Raw genomic sequence first — 14,459 nt, forward strand, 5'->3', positions numbered from 1 at the left:
CGCAGGAGAGGAACACATGGACATCGCCTGGGACGAGCTGCGCACCGCGGCCGTTGAAGCCATGCAGAAGGCCTACGTGCCGTACTCGCGATTCAAGGTGGGGGCCGCGGCCCTCGTCACCGACGGGCGCATCGTGTCGGGCTGCAACGTGGAGAACGCCTCCTACGGCGTGACCCTCTGCGCCGAGTGCGGCCTGGTGTCGGCGCTGCACATGTCCGGCGGCGGCCAGCTGGTGGCGTTCGTGTGCGTGGATGGCGAGGGACGCACCTTGATGCCGTGCGGTCGCTGCCGTCAGCTGCTGTTCGAGCACGCTGTTCCCGGCATGCTGCTGGAGACCGTCTCCGGTATCCGCACCATCGATGAGGTGCTGCCGGACGCCTTCGGTCCGCGCAACCTCGAGGAGGCGGCACGATGAGCCTGGAGCCGTTTGCCGCCGTCGACGTCATCGCCGCCAAGCGCGATCGCCATGCCGTTTCCGAAGACGCGCTGCGCTGGATGATCGACGCCTACACCCGCGGATACGTGTCCGATGCCCAGATGTCCGCGTTCGCGATGGCGATCTTCCTCAACGGCATGAGCCGCGACGAGATCCGCGTGATGACGGACGCGATGATCGCCTCCGGGGAGCGGATGAGCTTCGACGGACTCGGCAAGACCACCGTCGACAAGCACTCCACGGGTGGTGTCGGCGACAAGATCACCCTGCCGCTGGCTCCGCTGGTGGCCGCTTTCGGTGTAGCCGTGCCGCAGCTGTCCGGTCGGGGGCTCGGTCACACCGGTGGCACGCTCGACAAGCTCGAGTCGATTCCGGGCTGGCGTGCCGCGCTGTCGAACGAGGAGATCTTCGCCCAGCTCCGCGGCGATGCGGGTGCCGTGATCTGTGCCGCCGGCACGGGTTTGGCTCCCGCCGACAAGAAGCTGTACGCCCTGCGTGACGTCACGGGCACCGTGCAGGCCATCCCGCTGATCGCCTCGTCGATCATGTCGAAGAAGATCGCCGAGGGCACGAGTGCCCTGGTGCTGGACGTGAAGTTCGGCTCCGGTGCGTTCATGCAGGACATCGATCGCGCGCGGGAACTGGCCGAGACGATGGTGGCGCTGGGAACAGATTCCGGCGTCTCCACCACGGCGCTGCTCACCGATATGAACGTGCCGCTGGGACTTGCGATCGGCAACGCCAACGAGGTTCGCGAGTCGGTGGAGGTGCTTGCCGGCGGTGGCCCCGCGGACGTCGTGGAACTCACCCTCGCACTCGCCCGCGAGATGCTGGCGCTCGCCGGACAGCCGGACGCGGACGTCGAAGCGGCGCTGTCCGACGGACGCGCCATGGATCACTGGCGCACCATGATCATCGCGCAGGGCGGCGACCCGGATGCAGCGCTTCCGGTGGCGCGGGAGACGCACACGGTCACCGCGCCGCGCGACGGATTCATCACGCGCATGGAGGCGCTGCCGTTCGGCGTGGGCGCGTGGCGACTCGGTGCGGGTCGCGCTCGCGCCGAAGACGCGGTCGTGCACGCCGCGGGAATCGACCTGCACGTGAAGCCGGGCGATGCCGTCCGCGCGGGGGACCCGATCTTCACGCTCTCCGCGGAGGACGAGGCCCGCTTCGCCGGTGCCCTGGCGTCCGTCGAAGGTGCGTGGGAGATCGGTGACACCGCTCTCGAGCGCACGCCGATCGTGCGCGAGCGCATCACGGCCTGATCTGAGGTCTCGCGCGTCCGAGGATCGGGCGCGCGAGACCCGGCCCGCTTGCGTTCACCCATGTCCCGCGAGACTTCCGCCTGTGGGTGAGAATCCGTGCAACGCGGTGATTGTCGCCCACAGACGGAAGTCTCGCGGGTGATAGCGGGGGATGATGGTGGGCGTGTCCGCGGCGCGCCCGCGATGACTCGCCCGCTCGTATCCCGCGGCCGCACCGCGTAGTCTGCGAGTGCCTCTCATTCGCCCCGTCCCATCGGAGGAAACATGTCCATCGACGCCCATGGCGACGTCCGCATCGACGGTGTCTCGCTGCGCAGCCTGCCCAAGGTCTCGCTTCACGATCACCTGGACGGCGCGATTCGCCCCGAGACCGTGGTGGAGCTGGCAGCAGAGGCCGGCATCGAGCTGCCCGCCGCGGACGCCGATGGCCTGGTGGCCTGGATGTTGCAGCGCACGCAGTCCGGATCGCTGGAGGAGTACCTCACGGCGTTCGAACCGGTGCTGGCCGTGCTGCAGACGCGCGAGGCGCTCACCCGCGTCGCGCGCGAGTACGTCGAAGACCTCGTCGCCGACGGTGTGGTGTACGGCGAGGTGCGATGGGCACCGGAGCTGCACATCGCCGGCGGACTGTCGATGGCCGAGGCCGTCGACGCGGTTCAGGACGGACTGGAGCAGGGCGAGGACGACGCCGACGACAACGACGCGGAGATCCGGGTCTCCCAGATCCTGTCCGCGATCCGCGGCGGAGCGTACGTGCGCGAGGTCGCCGAGCTCGCCGTCGCCTCGCGCGATTCCGGCGTCGTGGCCTTCGACATCGCGGGTGCCGAGGACGGCAACCCCGCATCGGAGTATGCCGACGTGTTCACCTACCTGGCGGGGGAGTTCCTCCCGGTGACGGTGCACGCGGGCGAGGGCGCGGGAGTGGACTCCATCCGCTCGGCGCTGATCGACGGTCGGGCGCTGCGCCTGGGCCACGGCACCCGGATCGCCGAGGACCTGAGCATCGTGGGACGTGCCGAAGACGAAGTGCGCGTGCAGTTCGGCAACGTGGCGCGCTGGGTGCGCGACCGCGAGATCCCGCTGGAGCTGTCGCCGTCGTCCAACCTGCAGACCGGTGCCATTGAGGCGTGGGGCGACCAGATCGCCGACCACCCGTTCGACCTGCTGTTCCAGCTCGGCTTCGCGGTCACCGTGAACGCCGATAACCGCACCATGAGCCGCACCTCCCTCACGCGCGAGCTGGCGCTGCTCGCCGAGGCGTTCGGCTACGGCCTCGAGGACATCGAGTCCTTCCAGCTCAACGCCGCTGCCGCCGCCTTCCTGTCGGTAGAGGAGCGCGAGGAGCTCATCGAGCTCATCGGCGAGGGCTTCGCCCGCTGAGAGCCGGGAGCCGAGTGACCGCATCTCTGCGCGGTCACTCGGCTGTCCCGTCAGGACGCGCTGGCGTCGTGGCTCGCCAACCACTCCAAGATCTTCTGGTTCGCCTCGACGGGGCGCTCCTGGTGAACCCAGTGGCCGGTGTCGAGGCTGGTCTCGGTGACGTTGGGCACAAGCGACGCGAGACTCTCGGCGCGCATGACGGTGTCGCGGTCGCCGTAGATCATCAGCGCGGGCTGGCGGATGATCGGATCGGCTGCCCCGAGCTGGTGCCAGTCGCGATTGAGGTTTCGATACCAGTTGATCCCGCCGGTGAATCCGGAGGTCGCGAACGCTGCCGTGTAGACGGCGAGGTCACCCTCGGTCAGCAGCGGCTCACCGAGCGGCGCGTCGGTGCGAGCGATCCTGATCAGCTCCATCCCGGGCTCCGGCGGCAGCAGAGGCGTGTTCCGGCGATACAGGTTGGTGAGGAATCGGCCGGGGTCCGCATCGAACACGGCGGCGGCGACGCCGGGCTGCTTGTTGAAGTGAACGAAGTAGTACTCGCTGCCGAGGACCGCCTCCATGAAGTCCAGCCACGGCATCTCGCCGCGCGCGAGGTACGGCATGCTGAACGCGATCACACGGTTGACCCGGTCCGGGTGTAGCACCGTGAGACTCCACACCACGAATGCGCCCCAGTCGTGACCGATGAAGGTGGCGTCGGCGTATCCGTAATGATCGAGGAGGGCCACCAGATCGCCGGTGAGGTGCTCGATGTCGTAGGCCTCGACGCCTTCCGGGCGGGCGGAGTTGCCGTAGCCGCGCTGGTTGGGGACGATCACGTGATAGCCCGCGGCCACGAGTGCAGGCACCTGATGACGCCAGGTGTAGGCGAGATCAGGGAAGCCGTGGCACAGCACGATGGGCCGCCCCGCATTGTGGGCGCCCGCCTCGAACACCTCCAGTTCGACGCCGTTGACGGCGATGATCGTGGGCTCAGGAAAGGACATCAGTGATTCAGAGTTCATAGTTCCACGCTAGGGAGCTAAATAGGCCACAGCATGACCGGTTAAAACGCGAGAATGAAGATATGCGATCCGATCGGCTGGTGGCCATCCTCCTCATGCTGCAGCGGCGCGAGCGGGTCACCGCCGCAGAGGTCGCCGCGGAGCTGGAGATCTCCGAGCGCACGGCGCGGCGGGATCTCGACGCGCTCGGCATGGCGGGGCTCCCGGTGTATTCCGTGCAGGGCCGCGGCGGCGGGTGGCGACTGCTCGGCGGGGCTCGCATCGATCTGTCAGGCCTCACCGCGCAGGAGGCGCAGGCGCTGTTCGTCGTGGCGGGCCCGGCCGCGGCGGCGACGCCCGAGGTCAGGGCGGCGCTTCGTAAGCTGGTCCGTGCCCTGCCGGAGAGCTTTCGCGATCACGCCGAAGCGGCTGCATCGTCGCTGGTCGTGGACTCCTGGCGTCGTGGTTCGGAGCGCGTCGACACCCGCCCGCCGCGCTTCGTCGAGGTCCTGCAGAACGCCGTGATCCAGCGCGTGCAGGTGGCGCTCGGGTATATCGACGCGGCGGGGCGGGAGACCGAGCGTCTCGTGCATCCGCTGGGGATCGTGTCGACCGGCGCATCGTGGTACCTCATTGCGGGCACCGATGCGGGGCAGCGGACTTTCCGCATCGACCGGGTCAGCGCGGTCACGGTGACCGACGACGCCGCGATCCGCCCGGCGGACTTCGACCTCGCGGACAGCTGGCGCCGCATCGCCGAGGACGCTGCGCATCGTGCGGTGGTGGAGGTATGCGGGACGTGTGCGCCGGAGGGGATTGATTTCCTGCGCACAGCGCTCGGGGACAACCTCAGTCTCGGCGAGATCGGTGCCGATGGTCGCGTGGACGTCACCATTCACGGACCCAGCGAGTACGGTCTCGCGGGGCATCTCGCCGGGCTCGTCGAATGGCTCGACATCTCCAGCCCGCCGGGCGTGAGGGAACACCTCGCGAGGATCGGTGCAGCACTGGTGCAGCGCTACGGTGCGTGAGGGGCTTCTCGTGAGGAGCGCTGGGAGCGGCACTTCGTCTGGCTTCGCTCGCTCAGCAACCGGAGGATGGCTCAGCGATCTGCCTGGGCACCAGCGGGACGAAGTGCGCTCAGCAACCGCGAAGCGATAGGGTTCCTGAGCTCAGGACTCGCGGGCGACGCCGGGGTGGGTGGCGAGGTACGCGTCGAACGCCTCGGACGACGTCTTCGCCGGAACGTAGCCGAACTCCCGCTTCAGGGCATCGTTCGCGAGGACCGGACGATATCGCAGGAAGCGCACCTGTTCCGGCCCCCAGGGCACCAGCTTCAGCGCGCGCCCAATGCGCAGGCCGAGTGCGAGGACCGGCGCGGGAATCGTGAGGAGCGGCTTACCGAGGCGCCGGGCGAGCTCGGCAACGGTGAGAGCTCCGTCGCCGGCGACGTTGAAGATTCCGGCTGGGCCGTCCGTGGCTGCCCGGGCCATCGCTCCGGCGACGTCATCGACCCAGACGAATACGAAGGGGGAGTCGGAGCCAGCGATGCGCAGGATGCGCTTTCCGTCCCACATCGCGGTGATCTGGTTGCGCACCGTCGGTCCGAGGATCGTTCCGATGCGGAAGATCACCTGCTCCAGTTCCGGATGATCCCTGCGCGCGCTCGCCAGCATCTCCTCGACGAGACGCTTGTGGCGCGAGTAACTGAACTCGTCGTTGCCGCGGATGGCGTCGCTCTCGCGCAGCCAGGCGGGATTGTCGGCGTGATATCCGTAGGCGGCCCCGGAGCTGGAGACGACCAGGCGCCGCACTCCCGCCGCGACACACGCGCCCAGCACGTTGCGAGAACCGTCCACATCCACCCGGTACTCGATGGCGACATCGCCACCGGGGTTCACGATCGCCGCGAGGTGCACCACGACGTCGATCCGGTGTTCGCGCAGGAGGGGTTCGAGGGCGTGCGGGTCGGTGACATCGCAGATGGCCTCGATGACCCCGTCCCGCGCGGGGATGCGGGCCGCAACATCGGCCGACACAACGAGGGATACATCCTCGCGCGCCACCAGCGCCGACACCACGTGCGAGCCGAGGAACCCGCTGCCGCCCGTGACCAGCACACGTGTTCCGGTCACGATGCCGGCTCCGCGATGCTGCGTCCGGACGCGTCTCCGCGCGGCGAACCCGTGCGCACCTTCGTCCGCCACGCCCAGAGCGATGAGACGATGAGTCCCGCGATGATGTCCCAGATGCCCCACCATCCGGCCACGATCGCCATGCCGCCGAGTCCGCCGAAGAACGTGAACACCAGCCCGAGTCCGAGGCCCGCGTTACGGATGCCGACCTCGAACGTCATCGCCTTGCGCTCGCGCGTGCCGAGCCCGCCGAGCACGGCGGTGCCGTATCCGATTCCCAGGGCCACCGCATCGTGCACGGTCACAACGATCACCAGCAGCCCGAGCACGGACACGAAGATCGCCCAGTTGCCGACGAGCGCCACGGCGATGAAGGCGACGAGTGCGATGAGGCTGAACCAGTGCACGATCGGGTGCGCCCGCTTGGCGAAGCCGGGGAGCTTGGCGCGCAGCAGCAGGCCGAGCCCGAACGGCAGGCCGACGATCAGCAGGATCTCCAGCAGCATCTGCCACGGGTTCAGCGTGATGGCCTCGAGGATGTCGCGGGTGCGCGGGTTCAGCGAGCCCCAGAACGCGATCGAGAGCGGCATCGCGAAGATGTAGAGCACGTTGCCGACGGCGGTCATCGACACCGACAGGGCGACGTTGCCGCCCGAGCGATGCGTCAGCACCTGCGAGATGTTCCCCGGCGGGCAGCAGGCCACGAGAATCATGCCGAGCGCCATCGAGTTCGTCACCGGGAGCACGAAGGTCAGCCCGAAGGTCACCAGGGGCAGCAGCAGAAGCTGGGCGAGGATCGCGATGATGAACGGCTTGGGGTGCTTCAGCACCACCCGGAAGTCGCTCGGGGCGGTGTCCAGCGCGATGCCGAGCATGATGAGGCCCAACACGATGTTGAGGGCGAGCAGCGATCCGGGGGTCACCTGGATCGCGTCGATGACGTCGGGATTCATGCGTCTGCCGCCTTCCGCGGGATGCTCATCGCGTGACCGCCTTCCTGCGGCGCGGGAGGTGCCTGCCGGGAGCGTGGGCCACGACGAGTGAGTCCAGCGCGTCGCGCATGGCGGCCCGGTAGGCGTCCTTGTTGACGTAGTACGACATGCGTTCCAGACCCAGGTACTTGTAGCCGCCGGTGGTGTCGGGCCACCGCTCTTCGTTCACCCGGCGGCGGAACTCGGCGGCGCGGGCGGGATGTACCTGTGTCGCGCGCAGGTACGCGGCGATCAGCTCCGCCTGCTCATAGCGGCCCTGCCAGCCGATGCCGGACGCCTCGATCATGCCCATGACGTAGAGGCCCGAGAAGTCGGACGGGAAGATGTTGAGGAACAGATCGGGGGAGGCGCCGCGCCAGTGCAGTGCCGCGCGATCCACGAACGGGTAGTCCAGCGTGTATCCGGTGGCGAGTAGAACGAGGTCGTACTCATCCGATGAGCCATCGCGGAAACGCACCGTGGTGCCGTCGAACCGATCGATATCGGGACGGATGCGCAGGTCGCCCTGACCCAGGTGGTTCAGGATCAGCGTGTTGACGATCGGGTGGGACTCGTAGATCTTGTAGTCCGGCTTGGGGAATCCGAAGCGCACGGGGTCGCCCGTGAAGGCCTGCAGCACGCGCTTGTCGATGAACTGCTTGATCGGCGCCGGCAGCGGGCGGCCCTGATTCAGGGTGTCGGACGGGCGTCCGAACAGGTAGCGCGGGACGAAGTAGTAACCGCGTCGAACGCTCATGTCGACGGCGGCGGCATGGTGCACCGCGTCCACCGCGATATCGCATCCGGAGTTTCCGGCACCGATGATCAGCACGCGCTTCCCGTCCAGCTGGGTGGCGCTCTTGTACTGGCTGGTGTGCATCAGCTCACCGGTGAACTCGCCGGGGAAGGTCGGGACGTTGGGGTGCGCGAGCGTGCCGTTTGCGAGAATCACCCCCGCGTGACGTCGTTCGACCGTGCCGTCCGGTCCCTCCGAGACCACCAGCCAGCCCGAGGCGTCCTTCCGCACCGATACGACCGTGGTGTCGAAGTGGAACTGCGGCGTCAGCTCGAACCTGTCCGCGTAGTCGCGGAAGTACTGTCGCATCACCCGATGGCCGGGGTAGTCCGCGGTGTCGGGCAGCGGGAACTCGCGGAACTGGGTGGTGGTGCGCGAGGAGATGAGATGCGCGGATTCGTACATCGTCGATCGCGGATTGTCGATGTCCCAGAGCCCGCCCACTCCGGTGGAGGATTCGTAGCCCTCGAACGGAAGGCCGGCGACCTGCAGTGCCCGCGCGGCGGCCAAGCCGCTGGGACCGGCGCCGATGATGGCATACGTGGATCGTTCCACGGGTACTCCGTACGTCTTCGTTGCGGATGTGACCGGGTGGTCTGTTTCGGGTGTGTCGCGCTCGCTCAGGAAACGAGGGCGACGATGCCTCGCACGAACACGACGATTGTGCCGAGCCAGGCGAAGCCGAGCATACCCTGTCGTCCGATCCGCGCAGGGACGAATCGCACCAATAGCGATCCCACCGCGATGCCGGCGGCGGTGGCGACACCGCCCCACACCAGGTCAGCGACCGGCACCGGAGGCACGCCGCGGAACACCACGGCCAGCGCGCTCAGCCCCACGAACACCGCCTGGACGCTTGCGGCGAAGGAGCGCTGCTCCCATCCGGTCGCGACGGCGTACGCGCCGAGGACCGGTCCGGACATCCCGCTGGCGACGTGCAGCGCTCCGGCCGAGGCTCCGGCGGTGATGGTGCCGGAGCGACCGTGATAGAGCCGAGACAGGCCCGGAATGCGGCTCGCCGTGAGTGCGAAAGCGGCAAGTGCGGCGATCAGAAGCAGCATCGCCGGCTCCGGCAGCAGCCGCACCGCCCAGGTTGCCAGCGGCGCGATGATCGCGGCGGGCAGCAGCAGCCAGAGCACCCGCCGCCACACGATCTGCTTCCACACCAGCGGGAGAGCGGCCAGCGAGGCGACGAGGGCGAGGAACACGCTCATCGCCGTTCCGGTGTATGCGCCGTAGAGCAGGATGACGGGCGCGGTGAGCACGAGCACGAATCCGAGCCCCGTGATCCGCTGGATGACGGCGGCGATGATCGCGGCACACGCGAGCAGGAGCGGTGTCAGCACGTCCGCCACTCTAGGCGACCCCGATGAACCCCCCTCATCCGCGCGCCGCCCAGGGCGCCCCATGACCCGCGAGAATTCCGCGTGTGGGTGAGAATCACCGCAACGCGGCAATTGTCGCCCACAGACGGAAGTCTCGCGGTCAGTGGGTTGCGGGGTGAGGACGGGCGGGGTGAGAGTCAGCGGAGGGCGGTGACGCGGGCGGCGATCACGGCGGTGACGTCGTCGAAGAGCGGGTGCTCGGGGTCCAGACCCGTGATCTCGCGGGTGAGGGTGGGAGCGTCCGCGGGGCCGCGGAGCAGGGCCTGCAGCTGCACCGACTGCTCATCGGCGGCGTCGGAGAACTCCAGCGCGGCACCGACCGCCCGCAGCAGCGCCGCGGTGGACAGGCCGCGCTCGGCGGCTTCGGCGGCGGGACCGATGAAGCGCTCGTGACGGCTGAGCTTGCGCAGCGGCTGACGACCCACGCGCCACACGGTGTCGGGTAGCTCGGGATTGCGGAAGCGGTTCAGGATCGTGGCGCGATACTCCGCGAGACTCGCGGCGGACAGACCGTGCTTGGCCTCCAGCACGGCGGAGGTCTCCTCAAGAGCACGCGCCACGCCCTCCTCGACCGTCGCGATCGCGAGAGCATCGGCGATGCTCTCCGCTCCCGCGACGGCCCCGAGGTACGCAGTGGCGGCATGACCCGTGTTCACAGTGAACAGCTTGCGCTCGATGTACGGCGCAAGATCATCCACGAAGTGCGCACCTGGGATGTTCGGCAGATCGTCACCGAACGGACGGCGCTCGATGGCCCATTCGAAGAACGGCTCGACCGTCACGTCGATGCCCTCGCCCGGAGCCTGGGCGGGCACGATCCGATCCACGGCGGTGTTCGCGAACACCGCGCGATGCGACAGCTCGCGCCACTCCGCCCCCGCGCGCTCGACGATCGCCTCGCGCAGGGTGTCGGTGGCGCCGATCGCGTTCTCGCAGGCCATGACCTGCAGCGGTGCGGCGTTCTCGTCGCGGCGGCGGAGGCCGTCCAGGATGTTGGCCGCGACGAACTTCAACACCGTCGGACCAACGGCGGTGGTGACAACCGCCGCCGCAGCGATCTCGCGCGCAAGCTCGTCCGGGTGGGCCGCGCTGTCGATGGCCCGGAACCCGGTGACCACCCGGTCGACGCCGCCGGGCCCCGCCTCATGCACGGTGTACTCGTCGGCGGCGTTGATCGCGTCGACGAGGGCGGTGGCGACGTCGCTGAAGACCAGTTCGTAGCCACCGTCGTGCAGGAGCCACCCGACGAAGCCGCGTCCGATGTTGCCAGCGCCGAAGTGGACGGCGGTGGGCGCGCTCATGCCTCGTTCACCGTGGCGACCAGCTCGAACAGCTCCTCGGGCGTCGCTGCGGCCTTCAGCCGTGCCAGATCGTCCTCGTCCGAGAACAGGATGGCGATGCGACCCAGGATCTCGAGGTGCTCGTCGCCCTTTCCCGCGATGCCGACGACGAAGCTGACGGGCTCGCCGCCCCAGTCCACGCCGCCGTCGTAGCGCACCAGCGAGAGACCGGACTCCAGGATGGTGTCCTTGGTCTCGTTGGTGCCGTGCGGGATGGCGAGTTCGTTGCCCATGTAGGTGGACACGGTGGCCTCGCGCTGCTGCATCGCGGCGAAGTAGCCGTTGGTGACGGCACCCGCGGCGACGAGGATGTCGGCGGCCTCCTTCATCGCGGCTTCCTGGGTGGTGCCGGAGGGGTGGATGCGGACGGATTCGAGACGGAGGATCGAGTGGGACATTGTGTTCCCTTCCACGGGGTGTTTCTACCTGAGTTCTGATGCGGGGAGGGAGCGGCCCGATCGTCTCGGACCGCTCCCGGAGATGACGCTTAGGAAGCATCCTCCTGCTGTTTGCGCACGCGGTCCACGACCTCGTCGTATCTCGGCGAGTTCATGAAGTTGTCGACCGAGACGTGCACGGCGTTCGGGTTCTTGTCCGTGGCGCGCTGCGTGAGCTGCGCCTGCGTGACGATGAGATCCTCGGTGCCGTCGAGGTTCGCGATGGCCTTGTTGGTCACCGTCACCCCCTCGATGCCCGCCTTCTTGAACTTGTTGCGCAGCACGCTCGCGCCCATGGCGGAGGAGCCCATGCCGGCATCGCATGCGAAGACGATGTTCTTCAGTTCGCGCTCGTCCACGGCACCGGTGGCCGTGGCCGCCTGCGTCTGCGCGACCTCGCCGGCCGCGTTGGAGGCCGCGAGGCCGCCGAGCACGGACGAGCCCTTGCCCTTGTTCGCCTCGGTCTGCGCGACCGCTGCGGACAGGTCACCGGCGTTCTCGGAGGCGAGGTCCTTCTTGCGGCTGGCACGCAGGATGATCGCCGCGATGAGGAACGAGACGGTGGCCGCGAGCAGCACCGAGAGGATCACGCCCAGGTAGCTGTCCTTCGAGGTCGCCGCGAGGACGGCGAAGATCGACCCCGGAGCGGCGGGAGCCACCAGACCCGAGTTGAACAGCACGTTCGTTGCGACACCCGTGGCGCCACCGGCGATCGCGGCGAGGATCACCATGGGCTTCATGAGCACGTACGGGAAGTAGATCTCGTGGATGCCGCCGAAGAACTGGATGATGATCGCGCCGGGAGCAGATGCCTTCGCGGCGCCGATGCCGAAGAAGGTGAACGCCAGCAGGATGCCGAGGCCGGGGCCCGGGTTCGCCTCGATCAGGTACAGGTACGACTTGCCCTGCTCGATGACCTGCTGGGTGGCGAGCGGCGTGAACACGCCGTGGTTGATGGCGTTGTTGAGGAACAGCACCTTGGCCGGCTCCACGATGATCGACAGCAGCGGCAGGATGCCGAGCTCGACCATCCACTTGACCACGGCACCCAGCGTGTTGCTGACGAGCTGCATGATCGGACCGAAGCCGAAGAAGCCGAGGATCGCGAGCAGGAAGCCGAGGATTCCGGCCGAGTAGTTGTTGACGAGCATCTCGAAGCCGGGCCGGATCTTGCCGTCCCAGAGCCGGTCCATCCGCTTGGTGAGCCAGCCCGCGAACGGGCCCATCACCATCGCACCGAGGAACATCGGGATGTCGGTGCCCACGATGACACCCATGGTGGCGATGGTGGCCACCACGCCGCCGCGCTCGCCGTAGACCATGCGGCCCGCGGTGTTCGCGATGAGCAGCGGGAGCAGGTAGGTGATCATCGGGCCGACGAGGCCCACGTACTGCTGGAACGTGTTGCCGTCCGCGTCCGCCGCGAGCTGGGTGCGCGAGCCCATCCAGCCGATCAGCGACTGATCGCCGAAGCCGCCGAAGATGTCGGCGACGGGATGCCAGCCGCCGAGCCAGCCGGTGGCGATGAACAGGGTCGTGATCAGGCCCCACGCGATGAACGCCGCGATGTTGGGCATGATCATGCCGGAGAGGAACGTGCCGAATCGCTGAACAGCGACGCGGGCTCCTCCTCGGCTCTGGGTCGGTGACGCCGTCGTCATGACTGGTTCTCCTTTTCTGCCGCGGCGCGCGCCGCTGCTCGTGCGCCGGCCGCGTCGGATGCGGCCAGTGCTGCTGCGGCGATGCGACGGGCATCGTCCAGCGTGTGTCGGGTGAGGGCGGCGCGGACGTCGGCGAGTGCCGACGGCGCCATCGAGAGGCTGGTGGCTCCGAGGCCCACCAGGACCACGGCCAGCAGCGGGTCGGCGGCAGCCTCGCCGCAGATGCCCACGGGTTTCGCGAGCTGCGCACCGGCGGAGCCCACCGAGCCGATGAGGCTCAGCACCGCGGGATGCCACGGGCTCTGCAGATCCGCGACCGCTCCGAGCAGTCGGTCGGCCGCCATCGTGTACTGCGTCAGGTCGTTGGTGCCGATGGACGCGAACTCGGTGTGGGCGAGCACCCGATCGGCGATGAGGGCCGCGGCCGGAGTCTCGATCATCACGCCGGCCGTCTTCAAGCCGTGTTCGTGCACGATCGCGGTGAAGTACTCCGTCTCCTCGACGGTGGCCACCATCGGAGCCATGACCCAGAGGTCGGCTTCCGTCACCGCGTCCGCCGCGGCGAGAGCGGTGAGCTGATCGCGGAGGATCTGCTCGCTCGCGCGGAGTGCGCGGATGCCGCGGACACCGAGAGCCGGATTCTCCTCCTCGCTGTCGTTGAGGAAGGAGAGCGGCTTGTCGGCGCCGGCGTCCAGTGCCCGCACGACGACCTTCCGACCCGGGAACGCCTCCAGTAGCTGCGTGTACGCGGCCTGCTGCTCGGCGACGGAGGGAGCGGTGTCGGCGGAGAGGAACAGGAACTCGGTGCGGAACAGGCCCACACCCTCCGCACCCTTCGCCACGGCCTCGGCCGCGCCGGCGGGGGAGCCGAGGTTCGCCAGCAGCGGCACCGGGGTGCCGTCGGCGAGGGCGCCGGGGCTGAGCGGTGCCGTCGCGGCGGCGCGACGAGCCTCGGCCTTCGCGGCCGCGGCCTCCAGCTCGGCATCCGTCGGAGACGCGGTGACGGTCCCGGCCTCGGCGTCGACGATCACCGTCTCGCCGTCGACCAGCGAGGCGGCACCAGCGACGCCGACGATGGCGGTGATGCCCTTCTCGCGGGCCAGGATCGCGGTGTGGGAGGTGGGGCCACCATCGCTGGTGACGACGGCGAGGACGAGATCCAGGTCCAGCAGCGCCGTATCGGCGGGAGCCAGGTCGCGGGCCACGAGCACGTACGGGTGACCGGGTTCCGGCAGCCCGGGAGCTGGCACACCGCGCAGCTGCGCGAGGACACGCTGGGCGACATCGTCGAGATCCGCCGCGCGCTCGCCCAGATAGCCGCCGGCCTCGGTGAGCAGGTCGCGGAAGGCCGCAAACGCGTCCACCACGGACCATTCGGCAGTGTTTCCGGCGTCGATCCGCTCGTCCACCTGGTCGGCGAGCTCCGGGTCTTCGGCCATCATGGCCTGTGCTTCCAGCACGTCCTGTGCGGTGCCGCCGGCGCGTGCGCCGCGGCTCTCCAGCTCTCGAGCGACCACGTCCACGGCGGTCCGGAATCGGGCCTTCTCTGCATCGGGAGCCTGCGTCGAGGGCACCTTGTCGGGTGCCGGCAACGCGTCGGCGATGCGGGCGACCGGTCCCTGGGCGACGCCCAGACCGATGCCCACTCCGGTCAGCTCAGCCAC

General features: G+C 68.7%; 13 protein-coding genes. 4 read left to right on the forward strand and 9 right to left on the reverse strand.

Going from position 1 to position 14,459, the window contains the following annotated elements; all coding sequences use genetic code 11:
* Positions 1-16 precede the first annotated feature (16 nt).
* The 3 genes from ABTV68_RS05415 (at position 17) to ABTV68_RS05425 (ending at position 3,084) form a co-directional block, all read left to right on the forward strand.
* Positions 17-415: a cytidine deaminase gene (locus ABTV68_RS05415; protein ID WP_231092584.1), complete on the forward strand. Its 399-nt coding sequence runs from the start codon at positions 17-19 to the stop codon at positions 413-415.
* Positions 412-1,704: a thymidine phosphorylase gene (locus ABTV68_RS05420; RefSeq protein WP_433676591.1), complete on the forward strand. Its 1,293-nt coding sequence runs from the start codon at positions 412-414 to the stop codon at positions 1,702-1,704. Before ABTV68_RS05415 ends, ABTV68_RS05420 begins: the two co-directional genes overlap by 4 nt.
* A 264-nt stretch (positions 1,705-1,968) precedes the next feature.
* Positions 1,969-3,084 (forward strand): adenosine deaminase, encoded by a 1,116-nt coding sequence (locus ABTV68_RS05425; RefSeq protein ID WP_433676592.1) that lies wholly within the window; start codon positions 1,969-1,971, stop codon positions 3,082-3,084.
* 50 nt (positions 3,085-3,134) lie between these two features.
* Here the strand turns inward: ABTV68_RS05425 and ABTV68_RS05430 are convergent, their stop codons facing one another.
* The gene (locus tag ABTV68_RS05430; protein ID WP_433676593.1) at positions 3,135-4,091 is read right to left on the reverse strand and encodes an alpha/beta fold hydrolase; all 957 of its coding nucleotides are present in this window, start codon (positions 4,089-4,091) and stop codon (positions 3,135-3,137) included.
* A 62-nt stretch (positions 4,092-4,153) separates the two neighbouring features.
* Between ABTV68_RS05430 and ABTV68_RS05435 the strand changes: the two genes are divergently transcribed.
* Positions 4,154-5,101, forward strand: coding sequence for a helix-turn-helix transcriptional regulator (locus ABTV68_RS05435; protein WP_433676594.1), 948 nt, complete (start codon positions 4,154-4,156; stop codon positions 5,099-5,101).
* 141 nt (positions 5,102-5,242) lie between these two features.
* On the opposite strand, the gene ABTV68_RS05440 is transcribed toward ABTV68_RS05435, so the two are convergent.
* The 8 genes from ABTV68_RS05440 to ptsP form a co-directional block, all read right to left on the reverse strand.
* Positions 5,243-6,205 carry an SDR family oxidoreductase gene (locus tag ABTV68_RS05440; RefSeq protein WP_433676595.1) on the reverse strand — a complete coding sequence of 321 codons (963 nt, stop codon included), beginning with the start codon at positions 6,203-6,205 and terminating at the stop codon, positions 5,243-5,245.
* Entirely contained in the window at positions 6,202-7,158 is a 957-nt protein-coding gene (locus tag ABTV68_RS05445) for a bile acid:sodium symporter family protein (protein WP_433676596.1), read from the reverse strand. Before ABTV68_RS05445 ends, ABTV68_RS05440 begins: the two co-directional genes overlap by 4 nt.
* Before the next feature lie 25 nt (positions 7,159-7,183).
* Entirely contained in the window at positions 7,184-8,527 is a 1,344-nt protein-coding gene (locus tag ABTV68_RS05450; protein WP_433676598.1) for a flavin-containing monooxygenase, read from the reverse strand.
* Positions 8,528-8,592: 65 nt separating this feature from the next.
* Entirely contained in the window at positions 8,593-9,318 is a 726-nt protein-coding gene (locus tag ABTV68_RS05455) for a TSUP family transporter (protein WP_433676600.1), read from the reverse strand.
* Positions 9,319-9,494: 176 nt separating this feature from the next.
* The gene (locus ABTV68_RS05460) at positions 9,495-10,658 is read right to left on the reverse strand and encodes a mannitol-1-phosphate 5-dehydrogenase (protein WP_433676601.1); all 1,164 of its coding nucleotides are present in this window, start codon (positions 10,656-10,658) and stop codon (positions 9,495-9,497) included.
* Positions 10,655-11,095, reverse strand: a complete 441-nt coding sequence (locus tag ABTV68_RS05465) for a PTS sugar transporter subunit IIA (protein ID WP_433677552.1) — start codon at positions 11,093-11,095, stop codon at positions 10,655-10,657. The genes ABTV68_RS05460 and ABTV68_RS05465 overlap by 4 nt, the downstream gene beginning before the upstream one ends.
* 89 nt (positions 11,096-11,184) lie before the next feature.
* Positions 11,185-12,795, reverse strand: coding sequence for a PTS mannitol transporter subunit IICB (locus ABTV68_RS05470; RefSeq protein ID WP_433676602.1), 1,611 nt, complete (start codon positions 12,793-12,795; stop codon positions 11,185-11,187).
* On the reverse strand, positions 12,792-14,459 hold the full coding sequence (ptsP, locus tag ABTV68_RS05475; protein ID WP_433676603.1) for a phosphoenolpyruvate--protein phosphotransferase: 1,668 nt from the start codon (positions 14,457-14,459) through the stop codon (positions 12,792-12,794). The genes ABTV68_RS05470 and ptsP overlap by 4 nt, the downstream gene beginning before the upstream one ends.

Origin of the sequence: Microbacterium gorillae (assembly GCF_050990725.1) — a bacterium.
GTDB lineage: Bacteria > Actinomycetota > Actinomycetes > Actinomycetales > Microbacteriaceae > Microbacterium > Microbacterium gorillae_A.

What these genes read in the sequence shown, in the direction of transcription:
- ABTV68_RS05415 (WP_231092584.1), top strand. Translation starts at nt 17, where the DNA reads ATGGACATCGCCTGGGACGAGCTGCGCACCGCGGCCGTTGAAGCCATG.
- ABTV68_RS05470 (WP_433676602.1), bottom strand. Translation starts at nt 12,795, where the DNA reads ATGACGACGGCGTCACCGACCCAGAGCCGAGGAGGAGCCCGCGTCGCT.
- ABTV68_RS05460 (WP_433676601.1), bottom strand. Translation starts at nt 10,658, where the DNA reads ATGAGCGCGCCCACCGCCGTCCACTTCGGCGCTGGCAACATCGGACGC.
- ABTV68_RS05430 (WP_433676593.1), bottom strand. Translation starts at nt 4,091, where the DNA reads ATGAACTCTGAATCACTGATGTCCTTTCCTGAGCCCACGATCATCGCC.
- ABTV68_RS05425 (WP_433676592.1), top strand. Translation starts at nt 1,969, where the DNA reads ATGTCCATCGACGCCCATGGCGACGTCCGCATCGACGGTGTCTCGCTG.
- ABTV68_RS05445 (WP_433676596.1), bottom strand. Translation starts at nt 7,158, where the DNA reads ATGAATCCCGACGTCATCGACGCGATCCAGGTGACCCCCGGATCGCTG.
- ABTV68_RS05435 (WP_433676594.1), top strand. Translation starts at nt 4,154, where the DNA reads ATGCGATCCGATCGGCTGGTGGCCATCCTCCTCATGCTGCAGCGGCGC.
- ABTV68_RS05420 (WP_433676591.1), top strand. Translation starts at nt 412, where the DNA reads ATGAGCCTGGAGCCGTTTGCCGCCGTCGACGTCATCGCCGCCAAGCGC.
- ABTV68_RS05465 (WP_433677552.1), bottom strand. Translation starts at nt 11,095, where the DNA reads ATGTCCCACTCGATCCTCCGTCTCGAATCCGTCCGCATCCACCCCTCC.